General features: G+C 67.3%; 15 protein-coding genes. 8 read left to right on the forward strand and 7 right to left on the reverse strand.

Going from position 1 to position 15,259, the window contains the following annotated elements:
- Positions 1-127: 127 nt before the first annotated feature.
- On the reverse strand, positions 128-1,318 hold the full coding sequence (locus tag A5733_RS08635; RefSeq protein ID WP_076239833.1) for a lipid-transfer protein: 1,191 nt from the start codon (positions 1,316-1,318) through the stop codon (positions 128-130).
- 88 nt (positions 1,319-1,406) lie between these two features.
- On the opposite strand from A5733_RS08635, the gene A5733_RS08640 reads away from it, so the two are divergent.
- Positions 1,407-2,453, forward strand: a complete 1,047-nt coding sequence (locus A5733_RS08640) for a dihydrodipicolinate reductase (protein WP_233152653.1) — start codon at positions 1,407-1,409, stop codon at positions 2,451-2,453.
- Positions 2,454-2,456: 3 nt separating this feature from the next.
- On the opposite strand, the gene A5733_RS08645 is transcribed toward A5733_RS08640, so the two are convergent.
- Positions 2,457-3,512: a zinc-binding dehydrogenase gene (locus A5733_RS08645; protein ID WP_076239825.1), complete on the reverse strand. Its 1,056-nt coding sequence runs from the start codon at positions 3,510-3,512 to the stop codon at positions 2,457-2,459.
- Positions 3,513-3,577: 65 nt separating this feature from the next.
- Between A5733_RS08645 and A5733_RS08650 the strand changes: the two genes are divergently transcribed.
- Positions 3,578-4,429 carry a class II glutamine amidotransferase gene (locus tag A5733_RS08650; RefSeq protein WP_076239826.1) on the forward strand — a complete coding sequence of 284 codons (852 nt, stop codon included), beginning with the start codon at positions 3,578-3,580 and terminating at the stop codon, positions 4,427-4,429.
- A 28-nt stretch (positions 4,430-4,457) separates the two neighbouring features.
- The gene (locus A5733_RS08655; RefSeq protein ID WP_076239827.1) at positions 4,458-5,315 is read left to right on the forward strand and encodes a patatin-like phospholipase family protein; all 858 of its coding nucleotides are present in this window, start codon (positions 4,458-4,460) and stop codon (positions 5,313-5,315) included.
- Here the strand turns inward: A5733_RS08655 and A5733_RS08660 are convergent.
- Positions 5,304-6,296, reverse strand: a complete 993-nt coding sequence (locus A5733_RS08660; protein WP_076239828.1) for a patatin-like phospholipase family protein — start codon at positions 6,294-6,296, stop codon at positions 5,304-5,306. The genes A5733_RS08655 and A5733_RS08660 overlap by 12 nt on opposite strands.
- A 58-nt stretch (positions 6,297-6,354) precedes the next feature.
- Here A5733_RS08660 and A5733_RS08665 point away from each other — a divergent pair, with 58 nt between their 5' ends.
- Entirely contained in the window at positions 6,355-8,055 is a 1,701-nt protein-coding gene (locus A5733_RS08665; protein WP_067771512.1) for a SulP family inorganic anion transporter, read from the forward strand.
- Here the strand turns inward: A5733_RS08665 and lpqV are convergent.
- Positions 8,052-8,510: a lipoprotein LpqV gene (gene lpqV, locus A5733_RS08670; RefSeq protein ID WP_076239829.1), complete on the reverse strand. Its 459-nt coding sequence runs from the start codon at positions 8,508-8,510 to the stop codon at positions 8,052-8,054. The two genes, A5733_RS08665 and lpqV, sit on opposite strands and share 4 nt — an antisense overlap.
- 118 nt (positions 8,511-8,628) lie before the next feature.
- Between lpqV and A5733_RS08675 the strand changes: the two genes are divergently transcribed.
- Entirely contained in the window at positions 8,629-9,150 is a 522-nt protein-coding gene (locus A5733_RS08675) for a cysteine dioxygenase family protein (protein WP_067771506.1), read from the forward strand.
- Positions 9,151-9,155: 5 nt separating this feature from the next.
- The gene (locus A5733_RS08680) at positions 9,156-9,524 is read left to right on the forward strand and encodes a rhodanese-like domain-containing protein (protein ID WP_067771505.1); all 369 of its coding nucleotides are present in this window, start codon (positions 9,156-9,158) and stop codon (positions 9,522-9,524) included.
- 11 nt (positions 9,525-9,535) lie between these two features.
- Here A5733_RS08680 and A5733_RS08685 read toward each other — a convergent pair whose 3' ends face one another.
- The 3 genes from A5733_RS08685 to A5733_RS08695 are packed head-to-tail and all read right to left on the reverse strand — an operon-like array spanning position 9,536 to position 13,074.
- On the reverse strand, positions 9,536-11,245 hold the full coding sequence (locus A5733_RS08685) for an alpha/beta-hydrolase family protein (protein ID WP_067771502.1): 1,710 nt from the start codon (positions 11,243-11,245) through the stop codon (positions 9,536-9,538).
- A 9-nt stretch (positions 11,246-11,254) separates the two neighbouring features.
- Positions 11,255-12,031 carry an enoyl-CoA hydratase gene (locus A5733_RS08690; protein WP_076239830.1) on the reverse strand — a complete coding sequence of 259 codons (777 nt, stop codon included), beginning with the start codon at positions 12,029-12,031 and terminating at the stop codon, positions 11,255-11,257.
- Entirely contained in the window at positions 12,031-13,074 is a 1,044-nt protein-coding gene (locus A5733_RS08695; protein WP_076239831.1) for an enoyl-CoA hydratase/isomerase family protein, read from the reverse strand. Before A5733_RS08695 ends, A5733_RS08690 begins: the two co-directional genes overlap by 1 nt.
- Before the next feature lie 175 nt (positions 13,075-13,249).
- Between A5733_RS08695 and A5733_RS08700 the strand changes: the two genes are divergently transcribed.
- Entirely contained in the window at positions 13,250-14,086 is an 837-nt protein-coding gene (locus A5733_RS08700) for a Bax inhibitor-1/YccA family protein (protein WP_067771496.1), read from the forward strand.
- A gap of 209 nt (positions 14,087-14,295) precedes the next feature.
- A partial coding sequence (locus A5733_RS08705) for a hypothetical protein (RefSeq protein ID WP_076239832.1) occupies positions 14,296-15,259 on the forward strand: 964 nt, incomplete at its 3' end.

The raw sequence follows: 15,259 nt of genomic DNA on the forward strand, positions 1-15,259 counted from the left end.
CTGCGGCCCCCGCCACGCCGACGGTGCCTACGAGGTGATCACGCTCTAGTTTCCCCGCCGAGCAGAGGAAACCCGTATGCTTCACGGCCGAAACGATCGGGGTTTGCGTCTGCTCGCGGAGGAAATGTTACCGCTCGGCGCGCTGGTAGGCCGTCACGACGGCCGCACCGCCGAGGCCGATGTTGTGCTGCAGCGCCGCGTTGACGCCCTCGACCTGACGCTTGTCGGCGGTGCCACGCAGCTGCCAGGTCAACTCGGCGCACTGGGCCAGGCCCGTCGCACCCAGCGGGTGGCCCTTGGAGATCAGCCCGCCCGACGGGTTGACCACCCAGCGACCGCCGTAGGTGGTGTCGTTGTCGTCGATCAGCCGCGGCGCCTCGCCCTCGCCGCACAGACCCAGCGCTTCGTACAGCAGCAGTTCGTTGGCGGAGAAGCAGTCGTGCAGCTCGATGACCTGGAAGTCTTCGGGGCCGAGGCCGGACTGGGCGTAAACCTGCTGGGCGGCTTGCACATTCATGTCGTAGCCGATGATGTTGGCGGCACTGCCGTCGAAGGTGGAGGCGAAGTCGGTGGTCATTGACTGCCCGACGATCTCGACGGCCTGAGACGCCAGTCCGTGCTTGTCGACGAACGCCTCGCTGGCCACGATCGCCGCACCCGAGCCATCGGAGGTGGGGGAGCACTGCAGCTTGGTCAGCGGATCGGAGATCATCTTGGCGGCCAGGATGTCATCGAGGGTGTACTCGTCCTGGAATTGCGCGTACGGGTTGTTCACCGAATGCTTGTGGTTCTTGTAGCCGATCTTGGCAAAGTGCTCGGCGGTGGTGCCGTACTTCTTCATGTGTTCGCGGCCGGCCGCGCCGAACATCCACGGCGCGACCGGGAAGGCGAACTCATCGATCTCGGCCAGTGCCTTGACGTGCTTTCCGAGCGGGGACTCGCGGTCCTGCGCCCCGCCCCCGAGTGAGCCGGGCTGCATCTTCTCGAAACCCAGCGCGATCGTGCAGTCGGCCAGACCGCCGCGAATCGCCTGTGCGGCAAGGTAAAGCGCGGTCGATCCGGTGGAACAGTTGTTGTTGACGTTGACGATCGGGATGCCCGTCATGCCCAGCTCGTACAGCGCGCGCTGACCCGAGGTGGAATCCCCCGAGCAGTATCCGACGTAACCCTGCTGCACCTGGTCATAGGAGATGCCGGCATCTTCGAGCGCCTTGGTGCCCGACTCCCGGGCCATGTCCGGGTAATCCCAACCTTCCCGTCGGCCGGGCTTCTCGAACTTCGTCATACCGACCCCGACGACGAAAACTTTGTTAGCCATGTCGAGAAACATACAGATCACCGTTTCTGTCGTGTAGAGATAGTTGGAACACGTTCTAGTTCTGGATGGGTCTCGGGAAAGGTGTGTCGTGCTCAAAGTCGTGCAGTGGGCTACCGGTGGCGTCGGCGTCGCCGCGATCAAGGGCGTGCTCGAACATCCTGACCTGGAGCTGGTCGGCTGCTGGGTGCATTCCGAGGCCAAGAACGGCAAGGACGTCGGTGAAATCATCGGCACCGAGCCGCTCGGCGTCACCGCCACCTCCAGCGTCGACGACATCCTGGCGCTGGACGCCGACGCGGTCATCTACGCGCCGCTGATCCCCAACCCGGACGAGGTGGCGGCCCTGCTGCGCTCGGGCAAGAACGTGGTCACGCCCGTCGGCTGGCTGTACCCCAGTGCGAAGCAGGCCGCGCCGATGCGGGAAGCCGCCCTGGAAGGCAACGCCACACTGCACGGCACCGGCATCGCACCGGGCGGGATCAGCGAGAAGTTTCCGCTGGTGTTCTCCGCGATGGCCACCGGGGTGAACTTCGTCCGGGCCGAAGAGTTTTCCGACCTACGCACCTATGACGCACCCGATGTGGTGCGCCACGTCATGGGTTTCGGCGGCACGCCCGACACCGCATTGAGCGGGCCCATGCAGAAGATGCTCGACGGCGGCTTCATCCAGGCAGTCAAGATGGTCGTCGACCACATCGGGTTCGAGATCGACCCGCGGATCCGGGCGACCCAGGAGATCGCGGTGGCCACCGCGCCCATCGACTCGCCGATCGGCGTGATCGAACCCGGCCAGGTCGCCGGCCGAAAGTTCCACTGGGAGGCGCTCGTCGACGGCGAACCCGTCGTGCGGGTCACGGTGAACTGGCTGATGGGCGAGGAAAACCTGGACCCCGCATGGACTTTCGGCCCGGCCGGGCAACGTTACGAGATGGAGGTCCGCGGCAACCCGGACTTCACCGTCATCATCAAGGGCTTCCAGTCCGAGGCCGGCGAGGAGGGCCCGGAGGCCGGGGTCGTCGCGACGGCCGCGCACTGCGTCAACTCCGTGCCCGCGGTGTGCGCGGCGCCTCCCGGTGTGGTGGCCTATCCCGACCTGCCGCTGATCAGTGGGAAGGCCGCGCCGAGTCTGCGGTAACCCTCAGGGCCGCACGAGGATTCGAATCGGATTGCCCTCTTGGCGTTCCAGCTTGTCGATACCGACCGCGACGTCTTCCAACGACACGATCTCGGTGATCGAACGGGACAGATCCAGCCGGCCCAGGGACACGAGCGTCGCCAGCGTGGAGATGTCGACGTTCTGGTAGCCCAGATGGCCGAGCACCTGCTTCTGGGTGAGCCCGAACATCGAGGTCGGACCGATCGTCGGCTCTTGCGCGCTCATCCCGACCGCCACCAGTCGACCGCCGACCGTCAGATGATCCAGCGCCTGTTCGAACGTCGACTTCAAGCCGACCGCATCGAACGCCACATCGAGCCCGCGGCCCCCGGTGACCTCGGCGATCTTCTCGCCCAGATGCTCGTCGTCGGCGAGGAAGGCGTAATCGGCCCCCAACTCCAGTGCACGATCGAGCACCTCGGGTTTGATGTCGACGGCCACCACCGGCACCGCACCGACCAACCGGGCCAGCTGCACGATGTGGGTGCCGACCCCGCCCAGACCCCACACCCCGACCGATTCACCGATGCCGACTTTGCCGGTACGCACCACCGCGCCGTACGGCGTCGACACCGCGTCGGCGAGGATCGCGGCCTGCTCCAGCGGCACATTGTCGGGCACACGGGTCAGCCCGACCGCCTGCGCCAGCGTGTATTCGGCCCAAGCACCGTCATAGGCGAAGGCCATCAACTGGATTCGCAAACAGTTGGCGATGTCGCCGCGCCGGCAGTTGGGGCATTCCATGCAGGGCCGGCCCGCCGCGACGATCACCCGGTCGCCTTCGGCCCACCCGGTGACGTCGGGGCCGAGCTTGGCGATGGTGCCCGACGCCTCATGCCCCTGTGTCACCACCGGGGCCTGCGCCGGGAACGTCCCGTTGATCAGGCTCAGATCGGAATGGCAGATCCCGCAGAACGCCACCTTGACCAGTACCTCGCCGGAGCCTGGTTCGGGAATCGGAACATCTTCCACCACAACCTGTTTGGTGTCGGCGTAGAAACGCTCGGCCCGCATCGTGGGCCCAAGATCAGAAGTCATGGCGTTCCCTTCGTTTACCCGGCTACTATCGGAAATCATGGCACTTCACCGGGTGGGCTGAGGGCATGTGCCGATTGTTTGGTCTGCATGCAGGTGATCGGTTGGTTTCGGCGACCTTCTGGTTGCTCGACGCCCCCGACAACCTTGCCCAGCAGAGTCGGAAGAACCCCGACGGGACCGGGCTCGGCGTGTTCGGCCCCGACGGCAGGCCAGTGGTGCACAAGGAACCCGTGGCGGCCTGGCAGGACTGCGAATTCGCCACGGAGGCACACGATGTCACCGCGACGACGTTCATCGCGCACGTTCGGTATGCCTCGACCGGCGCGCTTGACGCGGTGAACACCCACCCGTTCCTGCAGGACGGCCGGATCTTCGCGCACAACGGCGTGGTCGAAGGCCTCGATGTGCTCGACGAGCGGTTGCGCGAACTGGGCGTGGCGGCCCTGGTCCAAGGCCAGACCGACTCCGAGCGGGTGTTCGCGCTCATCACCGCCGCCGTCCGGGCGCGTGACGGCGACGTGGGTGCGGGCATCGTCGACGCCATCGCGTGGCTGGCCGACACCGTGCCGATCTATGCCGTCAACCTGCTGCTCAGTACTGCCACCGACATGTGGGCGTTGCGCTACCCGGACACTCACGAGCTCTACCTGCTCGACCGCAGAGATCCCGACGAACGGCTGGCGCTGCGCACCCCGCGGATCCGGGCCGAGTCCGAGCACCTGACGTCCCAAGCGTCGGTGGTCTTCGCCACCGAGGCGATGGACGACGAGGGCTGGCAGCCCATCGCCCCCGGCGAGCTGGTGCACGTCGACGCCGGTCTGCGGATCGACCGGCGGGTGGCGCTGCCGGATCCGCCGCGACACCTGCTGCGCATCGAGGACCTGTCGGCCACGGCCGCGGCGTCGCAGCACCCGTGAAACCGGGGCCCTGGCACACTCGACGTCCGTGACCTCCAAACGTGCTCTGGTGCTCGCCGGCGGTGGTATCGCGGGAATCGCCTGGGAAACCGGGATCCTGCACGGTATCGCCGACGAGTCGCCCGAAACGGCCCACGCCCTGCTCTCCTCCGACGTGCTGGTGGGCACGTCGGCGGGGTCGACGGTCTCGGCGCAGCTCAGCAGCGGGCTGAGTTTGAGCGAACTGTTCGAGCGTCAGATCGGTGCCGAATCCGCCGAACTCGACCCCGGCGTGAGCATCGACAACGTCACCGACCTGTTCGTCAAGGCGATGCTGACCCCCAACACCACCAAGGCCCAGAAACTCCAAGGCATCGGGGCCGTGGCAGCCAACACCGCCACGGTGGAGCCGGCGGTGCGCCGCAAGGTCATCGAAGCGCGCCTGCCCGCACACGAGTGGCCCGACCGGGTGCTACGGATCTCCGCCATTGACATCGACACCGGTGAGCTGGTGACGCTGGACCGGGATTCCGGGGTGTCGCTGGTCGACGCCGTCGCCGCGAGCTGCGCGGTGCCCGGGGTGTGGCCGGTCGTGACGATCGGTGGCCGTCGCTTCATGGACGGCGGCATCGGCAGTGCGGTCAACATGGTGCTGGCCGCCGACTGCGACACCGCGGTGGCGCTCGTGCCCCAAGGCCGCTCGACACCCTCGCCGTTCGGGACCGGTGCGGCCGAAGAGGTCGACGGCTTCGCCGGACGCTCACTCGGGATCTTCGCCGACGACGACGCCCTGGCCGCATTCGGCAAGAACCCGCTGGATCCTGCCTGCCGCGTGCCCTCGGCGCAGGCCGGGCGGGCCCAGGGCCGCCGCGTGGCCGCCGAGGTCGCGGCGTTCCTACTCGGGTAGCGCGGGCTCGGCGTCGTCGCGAGCGTCGAGCGCCTGCGCGGCCAGCACCCGGCCCACGTCGATCACCTCGGCCGCGCGGTGGAAATCCAGGCTCCGGCACGCCGTCCGCGGCACCTCGATGAGCAGATCGGGCGGATGCGCCGCCAACGTGTGCCGGGCGAGCGCGGCCTGGGCGATGTCGATGGTCCGGTTCATCACCTCGAAGTTGCCCAACTTGGGTACCGGCACTTCCTTCGCGCTGTCGACGAGCTGACTGTCGGCTTCATCCGGGCTGTCCGCGTCGTCAGGGTCGGCCTCGTCGCCCTCGTGGTCGCCACTGCTCCCGAACAACGCAGTTGTGCTGCGCAACAACCGGTTCAGCCATTCCGCGGTGGGGCGGGCCTCGACATCCTTGGTCTCGGGTTCTTTCGGCATCTCGCGACCACCCGACTCACTGCCGGCCAGGCTGACGGCGATGGTGAGATCGGCGTTGACCGCGGCGATCGGCGCCATGGGCAGCGGGTCGAGGATGCCGCCGTCGGCGAGCAGTCGGCCGTCGAGCACGTGCGGCGCGATGACGCCGGGGATGGCGATCGACGCGCGGATCGCGGCATCCACCGGGCCGCGTTGCAACCACACCGATTTACCGGCGATCAGATCCGTCGCAACTGCGGTGTAGGGGATCGGCAGCTCCTCGATGGCGACGTCACCGAGGATGTCGCGCACCGCGTCGAGGATCTTCTCGGCACGCAGGATGCCGGCCGCGGTGATCGAGGGATCCAACAACCGCAGCACTGCCCGCTGTGTCAGCGATTTGGCCCAGTCGGCGAAATCGTCGAGCTTGCCCGCACCATGCAGGCCACCGACCAGCGCGCCCATCGAGGAGCCGGACACCCCGACGATCTCGTATCCCCGGGCCTGAAGTTCGTCGATCACCCCGATGTGCGCGTAGCCGCGGGCGCCACCACTGCCGAGGGCCAAAGCAACACGCATGCGTTCCATTGTGGATCAGGCGCCGAAGTAGCGGCCTCGACGAGCGCGTTCATGACAGGGTTGATGCGTGGCTGCGCCGACGCTCGCCCGAAAACTGGGCCGTCCCAAGCTTCGCGATGTGATCGCCGGGCTGGTGACAGGCCTGTTCTCGATCCCGGAGGGCATGGCGTACGCCAGCATCGGCGGCTTCAACCCGGTCACCGGTATCTACGCCGGCGTCGTCCCCGGCATCATCGGGTCACTGTTCGCCCGCACGGTGCTGATGGTGACGACGTTGACGAGTGCCATCGCGCTGACGTCACGCAGCGTCCTCAAAGAAGCCGGGCTGGATCCACAGGATCCGGCCAACGTCGCCGCTCTGGCCGTTGTCGTCGGTGTGGTGATGCTGGTATTCGGTCTGCTGCGGTTCGGCTCGATCATGAACTTCGTCTCCAACGCCGTGATGACCGGTTTCTCCACCGGTATCGCCCTGCAGATCATCGCCGGCGTACTCGGAGACGCCACGGGCTATAAACCCGACAGCGGCAACACGATTGGCAAGTTCATCGACTCGTTCGCGCACATCGGCCGGTGGCATCCGGAGACGGTGGCGGTCGCCTTGGGAACCGTGGCGGTGTGGGCGGTATTTCGCTTCGTCAAACCGCTGGAATCGTTTGCGACCCTGCTGGCGCTCGTCGTGGTCACTGCGGTGGTGGCCGTCGCGCACGTCGACGTCGAAACCGTCGGCGACATCGCCTCGATCGCGAATGCGCTTCCGCCGGTGACGGTTCCGAACTTCGCCGCCATGCCCGAGCTGATCGTCGGCGGTGTCGCGGTGGCACTCGTCGCGCTGGCCCAGGCCGCCGGGATCTCGGCGGCGGTACCCAACCCGGACGGCAGCCGCACCAACATGAACGGCGATTTCCTGGCCCAGGGTGCGGCCAATGTGGCGGGCGGGATGTTCGGCGCGTTGCCCGCCGGCGGCTCGCTGTCACGCACCGGGGTCGCCACCTCGGCCGGTGCGCAGACGAGGTGGGCCGGCATCTTCGCCGGGTTGTGGCTGGCGGTGTTGGTGCTGGTGGCCGGCTCGGCCGCCGAGATCATCCCGATGGCGGTGATCGGCGGGCTGATCCTGGTGATCGGTGCCGAGCTGGTGGTCGGCCGGTTGCCCGACATCAAGCTGGTGCTGCGGGTCGCGCCGCTCTCGGCGCTGGCCATGTTGGTGACGTTCGCGGCCACCACGCAGCTGCCGCTGCACACCGCGATCCTGATCGGTGTGATCACCTCCCTGGTGCTCTACTGCGCCAAGGCGGCCGAGACCGCCCAATTGGTGGCGCTGACGCCGTCGCCCGACGGCGGCTGGCAGGAAGGCCCGGTGCCGCAGCGGTGCGCCAGCGACGACGTCACCGTGCTGCACTACGCCGGGGTGGGCCTGTTCGCCGAGGTGGCCCGCATCGACGAAACCTGGCCGCGCACCGAGGGCACGCAGAACGCCGTCGTCGTGCTCAGTCTGCGGGCGCTGCCCGACGTGCCGTCGTCGGTGACGATCAAAGCGCTGCGCCGGTGGGCCGGGCAGTTGTCGGCCAACCACGGCAGGCTGATGATCGCCGGGGTCAACCCGGGCACCGCCGAGGTGCTGCGACGCGGTGGCCTCGATGACCTGCTGGGCGACGACGGCATCGTGCCCGCAACCGACCGCATCTTCGGTGCGCTGGACATCGCGGTCGAACGTGGCCGCGCCTGGGTGGCAGCGCGGGACGGGGATTTACCGCAACGTGATTCGAACTAGCTGCAGAGCTCGTCGGCTGCCGCCTGCGCGGCCACGATGACGGCGGCCTGGCGCGCGGGCTCGAGCTCGGACCAGGCCACGTTGTAGGTGCCGGGTCCCGGCACCGCGTCCGGTGCCTGCACGCTCGCCAGATACGGCTCGATCTGGGCCTTGAGGTCGCCGCCCTTGGCCTCCATCCACACCTTCGCGGCATGACAGGCCTGGAAGTACTCCTCTTCCGTGGACTGCGCGTCGGCGCCGACGGCAGTGGTGACCCCGCCCGGGGACACCGCCACCTCACCCGGCTTTGCCGTCGGCGTCGGCGCTTCGGTGGTCGTGGTGGCCTGCGGGGACGGCGTCGTGGATTCCGTCGGGTGCTCTTTGTCGGCTTGTGTCGAGCATCCGACGAGCAAGCCCAGGCCGGCGGCCACAACGGCTCCGGCGGTCACGCGTGAGGTCCACCTGTAACTGCGCATGGGGCCAATCTATGCAACACTGGCCGCCGTGACCCAAGGGACCGGATTCCAGGAGTGTTGTCGGGCTCGCTAGCGCGCCCGTCCGACCTGTTCCGTCGTCATCCCTGGAGTTCTTCCGATGCTGTCCACCCTCACGTCTGTTCCTGCCGTCTCCGCCCCGACCCGGCTGCGTCTGCCCGATCTGTTGCACATCACCGACCGCGCCGCCGACGACGTGTTGTCCGGCCGCTACGACCGGTTCCTGCGCAAGCTGCCCCGAGACGACCGGTGGTACACCCGGCTGTCCGGTGACGACGAGGTCGAGGTCTGGTTGATCAGCTGGGTGCCCGACAAGTCGACCGAGCTGCACGACCACGGCGGCTCCCTGGGGGCGCTCACCGTGGTCTCCGGTGAGCTCGCCGAAACCCGTTGGGACGGTGAGCTGTTACGGCACCGCCGGCTTGCGGCCGGGGACCAGGCCGCGTTCCCGCTGGGCTGGGTCCACGACGTGGTGAGAGCGCCGGGGCCGGTCACGGTTGGCGCGCCCACGGTCAGCGTGCATGCGTACTCGCCGCCGCTGACCGCGATGTCCTACTACGAGGTGACGTCGCAGAACACGTTGCGCCGCAACCGCACCGAGCTCACCGACGCGCCGGAGTGACAGAGATGAGCCGCATCGACGACGTGCTGGCCCGGGCGCGCGCCCGCCTGCACCGATTGCCTGCCGCCGACCTGCCCGACGCGTTGGATGCCGGCGCGGTGCTCGTCGACATCCGTCCGGCCGCCCAGCGGGCCGCCGAAGGTTCGGTGCCCGGCGCGTTGATCATCGAGCGCAACGTGCTGGAGTGGCGCTGCGACCCGACCAGTGACGCCCGCATCCCGCAGGCGGTCGACGACGACGTCTACTGGGTGATCCTGTGCTCGGAGGGCTACACCTCAAGCCTGGCCGCGGCCGCACTCCTGGATCTCGGCCTGCACCGGTCCACCGATGTGGTCGGCGGTTACCACGCGCTGGTGGCTGCTGGTCACGTGTAAAGGCGGGCGGCTCAGCCGTTTTCGCCGCTGTGCAGCATGGGGCGCAACTTCTCGGTCTTCTCCGGTGTCCACCCCGGTGGCTGCAGGATGGCCGCCCAGGCATTGGCCACGTCCTTGACGTAGACGTGGCCATGCCCGTCGGGCACGTCGACGGCCACCGCCATGTCCGCCGACACCTGCAGGAACGTCACCACCGGGATCCACTCCATGCGCGGGGACACGTCGTACCCACGGGGTTCACGCAACCAATCCGGTTTGGCGAACAGCAAATCGGTGCTCCACCACGCAATGGGGTCGGAGGCGTGCTGCAGATAGACCGCACGCGGATGGCCCCATGCGGCGTCGGGCCGGTCCAGGTTCTCCGGCCTGGCCACGAAGCGGGCGTTCTCCCCGTCGTCGAAGATCGGCAGCCACTGCGGTGACCCGGGATCACGGTCACGGGTCAGCGTGGTCCAGATGGTGTTCTGGAACGTCGGGCCGGAAAACAGCGCACCGTCGGTGCGGGCCACCAGATTGTTCAGGGCCAGGAACGGGGCCTCACCACCGAACGATCCCAGGCTCTCGCCGAACACGACGAGCTTGGGACGTCGGTTCTCCGGCATCGCACGCACCAACTCGTCGACCGCCTCGAACAACGCCTGGCCGGCCTGCCGCGCGTTCTCCTTGTCCACCAGGAACGACAACCAGCTGGGCAGGAACGAGTACTGCATCGACACGATCGCGGTGTCGCCGTTGTACATGTACTCCAGGGCCGAGGCCTCGGCCTCGTTGATCCAACCGGTGCCCGTGGTGGTGGCCACTGCGACCACCGCGCGGTCCAGGCCACCGGTGCGCTGCAGCTCCCGGGCCGCCAATGCCGCAGTGGCCTTGATGCCGTCGGCGGAGTGCAGGCCCGCGTAGGCGCGGACCGGCTCGATCGCGGGTTTGCCGTTGAACTGCGAAAGTTGTTGGACCGTAGGGCCTGCCGATACGAAGATGCGGCCCTGATGTCCCAACGACTCCCAGGTGACCAGGGACTGTGGGCCACCGGATCGCAGAACTGACGTGGGGGCGGCGAAATCTGGACTCGTCTCGTCGTTGACGGCAGAAAACGTCGTGTTGATGGTATGCATGGCAAACCGCACCACGACGCCGTTGAGCAGGGCGATGCTCAACGCGAGCAAAAGTGACACCGTGATGACCGCCGAAACCCGCGGCGGCAGAAAGCGATCCAGGTGCAGATCGAGGAACCGCACCAGCCGGCCCACCAACTGCCCGACCTCGACGAAGAAGAACAACACCACGATCGAGAGCACCGCGGTCAGCGGGTGATCCCAGAAGCCGAGCCGCGGGACGCCCATGAAATCACGGACCTCGTCCTGCCAGATGTGGAAGTAGATGATCATCAGGACCTGGCCCACGATCCCCACGGCGACCAACGTCAACCACGCCCACTTCGGCGCCCGCGGACTGCTCTCGGCCGAGCGCATGTAGCGCACCAGCCACACCCCGAAAACACCGAGGCCGTAACCGATCGCGCCGGCCCCGCCGCTGACCAGACCCTGGAACAACGGGCCGCGGGGCAACAGCGACGGGGTCAGCGACAACCAGATGAACACCAGACCCACCGCGGTACCGAAGAACGTGTAGTGGCGCAGCCACCACACCGGCTTGGCCGCTGGTGCCTCGTCGGCCTCGACGACGGTGTCGGCAGCCGGTGCGGGAGAGTCGGTGTCGGTCACCCGTCGACCTTAGCGATGGGTGAAGTTCGCGGCGCGCTTCTCGGAGAACGCCGCCATGCCTTCCTTCTGATCGGCGGTGGCAAACGCCGAGTGGAACAGCCGGCGCTCGTAGAGCAGGCCCTCGGCCAGCGTGGACTCGAAGGCACGGTTGACCGCCTCCTTGGCCATCCGCGACGCCGACAACGACATTCCGGCGATGGTCGTCGCCACGGCCAGGGCCTCGTCGATCAACGAGTCCGCGGGCACCAGACGCGAAACCAGGCCGGCGCGTTCGGCTTCTGCGGCGTCGATGGTGCGGCCGGTCAGGATCAGATCCATGGCCTTGGCCTTGCCGATGGCCCGGGTCAGCCGCTGGGAACCGCCCATGCCCGGCAGCACGCCCAGCTTGATCTCGGGTTGACCGAACTTGGCCGAATCCGCGGCGATCAGGATGTCGCACATCATGGCCAGCTCACAGCCGCCGCCCAGCGCGTAGCCGGCGACCGCGGCGATCGTCGGGGTGCGGGTGGCGGCGAACTTCGACCACAGCTCGAAGAAGTCGGCCTCGTAGACCTCGGCGAAGGAGAGCTCGGCCATTTCCTTGATGTCGGCGCCGGCGGCGAAGGCTTTCTCGTTGCCGGTGACGATGATCGCGCCGACGCTGGGATCGCGGTCCAGTTCGGCTGCGGCCGTGGTCACTTCGGTCATCACCTGGCTGTTGAGCGCGTTGAGCGCCTTGGGCCGGTTGAGCTTGATGGTGGCGACCCGGTCGGTGCGGGTCACCAGGATCGTCTCGAACTCGCTCATCAGTTCTCCTCTCGGAAGGTCAGTTCAGCTTCGGCCGGAACGAAATACGCCTCGACGTCGGCACCGGTGACGTCGGCGATCGAGGCCGGGGACCACTGCGGATTGCGGTCCTTGTCGACGAGCTGCGCCCGGATGCCCTCCACGAAATCATGGGACTTCAGGGATGCGCACGAGGTGCGGTATTCCTGGCGCAGCACGTCTTCCAGTGTCTCGAGCTTGGCGGCGCGGCGCACAGCTTCCAATGTGACTGCCAGGGACACGGGGGAGCGGGTGGCGATCAAGGTGGCGGCGTTGTCGGCGGCGGTGCCGTGGCCGGCCAGCGCGGCGAGGATGTCGGCCACGGTCTCACCGGCATAGCACGCGTCGATCCAGTCGCGCTGTTGCACCAGCGGGCTGGCCGGCGGTTCTGAGGCGTAGGCGGCCAGGGCTTTCTGCACGCCCTCGTCGATGAGGGCCTCGGTGAACGCGGCCAGTTGATCGTGGGGCACATAGTGGTCGGCGAAGCCCATGGCGATCGCGTCGGCACCGGTGAACGGCGCACCGGTGAGCGCGGCGTGCAGGCCGAGGGCGCCCGGTGCCCGGGACAACAGATAGGTGCCGCCGACGTCGGGGATGAAGCCGATGCCGACCTCGGGCATCGCCATCTTGGTGGTGTCGGTGACCACCCGGACGCTGCCGTGGGCCGCGACGCCGACGCCGCCGCCCATCACGATGCCGTCCATCAACGCCACATAGGGTTTCGGATAGCTGCCGATGTAGGCGTTGAGCAGGTACTCGTCGTACCAGAAGCGACGCGCGTCGGCGCCGCCCGCCTTGGCGCTGTGGTACAGCGCGACCACGTCACCGCCGGCGCACAGGCCGCGTTCACCGGCGCCGGTGAGCAGCACGGTGTGAACGGAGTCGTCGTGCTCCCAGGCGTGCAGCGCCTCGGAAATGGCCGCGACCATGGGTTCGGTGAGCGAGTTGATCGCCTTGGGGCGGTTCAGCGTGAGGATGCCGACGCCGCTGCGGACACTTACTAGGACGTCCTCGTTTTCTGTCACGAGTTGCAATCTAGTTCGCCCTCCCACCGATGGCGTGCTACGGGTAGGGTTTGCCCCAAGATCGAACCTGGAAGTTTCCTGAGAGTTGATAGTCCTCGACGGGAACCTAGCCGGAACATCGATCGTTGAGCCAAGTAGTTCGTAATCGAACATCTCATAGGAGAGGAACCCGACGGTGCGCGAAACCAGCAACCCGGTATTCCGCAGCCTGCCGAAGACGCAGGGCGGATACGCACAATTCGGTACCGGAGCCGCCGGCTTCGGTGCACAGCAGGTGCAGGCGCAGCCCTACGCACAGGAGTACCTGCAGCAGCCGCAGGCCGGCGTTTCTCGTCCGCTGACGATCGACGACGTCGTCACGAAGACCGGCGTTTCGCTGGCCATCGTGTCGCTGGTCGGCATCGTCTCGTACTTCCTGGTCTCGGCCAATATCGCGCTGATGATGCCGACGTTCTTCATCGGCTCGATCGGTGGCCTGGTCCTCGTCCTGATCGCGACGTTCGGTCGCAAGCAGGACAACCCGGCCATCGTGTTGTCGTACGCGGCGTTCGAAGGCCTGTTCGTCGGCTCGGCGTCGTTCCTGTTCGCCAACCTGGTCTCCAGCGGCGGGCCCGCGATGATCTTCCAGGCCGTGGTGGCCACGTTCGGCGTGTTCTTCGGCATGCTCGTCGTCTACAAGACCGGCGCCATCCGCGTGACGCCCAAGCTGACCCGGATGATCGTCGCCGGCCTGTTCGGTGTCGTCGCGTTGGCCCTGGTCAACATCCTGTTCGCGATCTTCACCGGCAACGCCCCGCTGACCGACGGCGGACCGCTGGCCATCGGCTTTTCGCTGCTGTGCATCGGCCTGGCCGCGTTCAGCTTCCTGATCGACTTTGACGCCGCCGACCAGATGATCCGCGCCGGTGCTCCGGAGAAGGCCGCCTGGGGCATCGCCCTGGGTCTGACCGTCACCCTGGTCTGGCTGTACATCGAGATCCTGCGGTTGCTGTCGTACTTCAACAACGACTAGCAGCCCTGCCCCGAGAAAGGCGTCCGCGATTGCGGGCGCCTTTTTCTTTTGCGTGTCTTGCGCCGACGGTGCACTCAGATCGTGAAATCACGCGAAATAGCGATCTGAATGCACGTTCGGCGACGACGGGGTTGTCCCCAGCGCGCGTTTCATCCCCAATTGCACAACCAAGCGACCCACGGTTGGGTTCAGTGCGCAAGGGTGGGGCAATGCACACCCCCTTCCTCGGTAGCGAGGCCGTCGCGGCCGGCATGGTGCGCAAACATGAATTGCGAAATCCCCGTGGGCCTTTCGTGGCGGTGTTCCCCGATGTGTACACCGATCGTGGCCGCGCGATGACGATGCATGAGCGCGCGACCGCGGCCTGGTTGTGGTCGCATCGACAAGGAGTGATAGCGGGGCTTTCCGCAGCTGCGCTGCACGGTGCGGAGTACGTCGACGACACGCATCCGATCGAATTGATCTGGTCCAACCGGCGGCCGCCACGTGGCATCGTCACGTTGAAAGGAAAGGTCGATGACGATGAAGTGATCGTGTGGCGGGGGCTGCCTTTCACCTCGTTGCTGCGGACGGCATTTGATCTCGGCAGGCGTGGCCCGCTCGATGATGCGGTCGCGCGGCTGGATGCACTCGGCAACGCGACACGGTTTCGCGCCGAAGATGTCGTGGCCTTCGCCTCAAAAAGACACCGGGGCGCTCGCGGAATGCGGCAACTCATCGAGGCACTGGACCTCTACGACCCCGGTGCCGAGTCGCCGAAGGAAACCTGGTTGCGGTTGTTGTTGATTCGCGCCGGATACCCACGGCCGGCCACCCAGATTCCGGTGACGAGCGCCGACGGACGTCGGCAGTACTACCTGGACATGGGGTGGGAAGAACTCAAGCTCGCCGCCGAGTACGACGGGGATCATCATCGAAAAGACCCCGTGCAATTCGCCCACGACATCGTCCGCTCCGAGGATCTCGACGCGCTGAGGTGGACGCGGATCAGAGTCACCAAGCGGCATTCCGCCGACGATGTTCTGACGCGGGTGGCCCGGGCATGGGCAGCGGCGGTGGGGGGGGGGCGGGGGCGGGGGCGCGAGCCGGGCCGCGGTGGGCGGCGGGGGGGGCGGAGAATGTCTGGGCGCGCCCCCCCCCCCCCCCGCCCCCGCGCCCCCCCCCCCCCCCCCC

This window comes from Mycobacterium sp. NS-7484, from assembly GCF_001953975.1.
Classification (GTDB): Bacteria; Actinomycetota; Actinomycetes; order Mycobacteriales; family Mycobacteriaceae; genus Mycobacterium.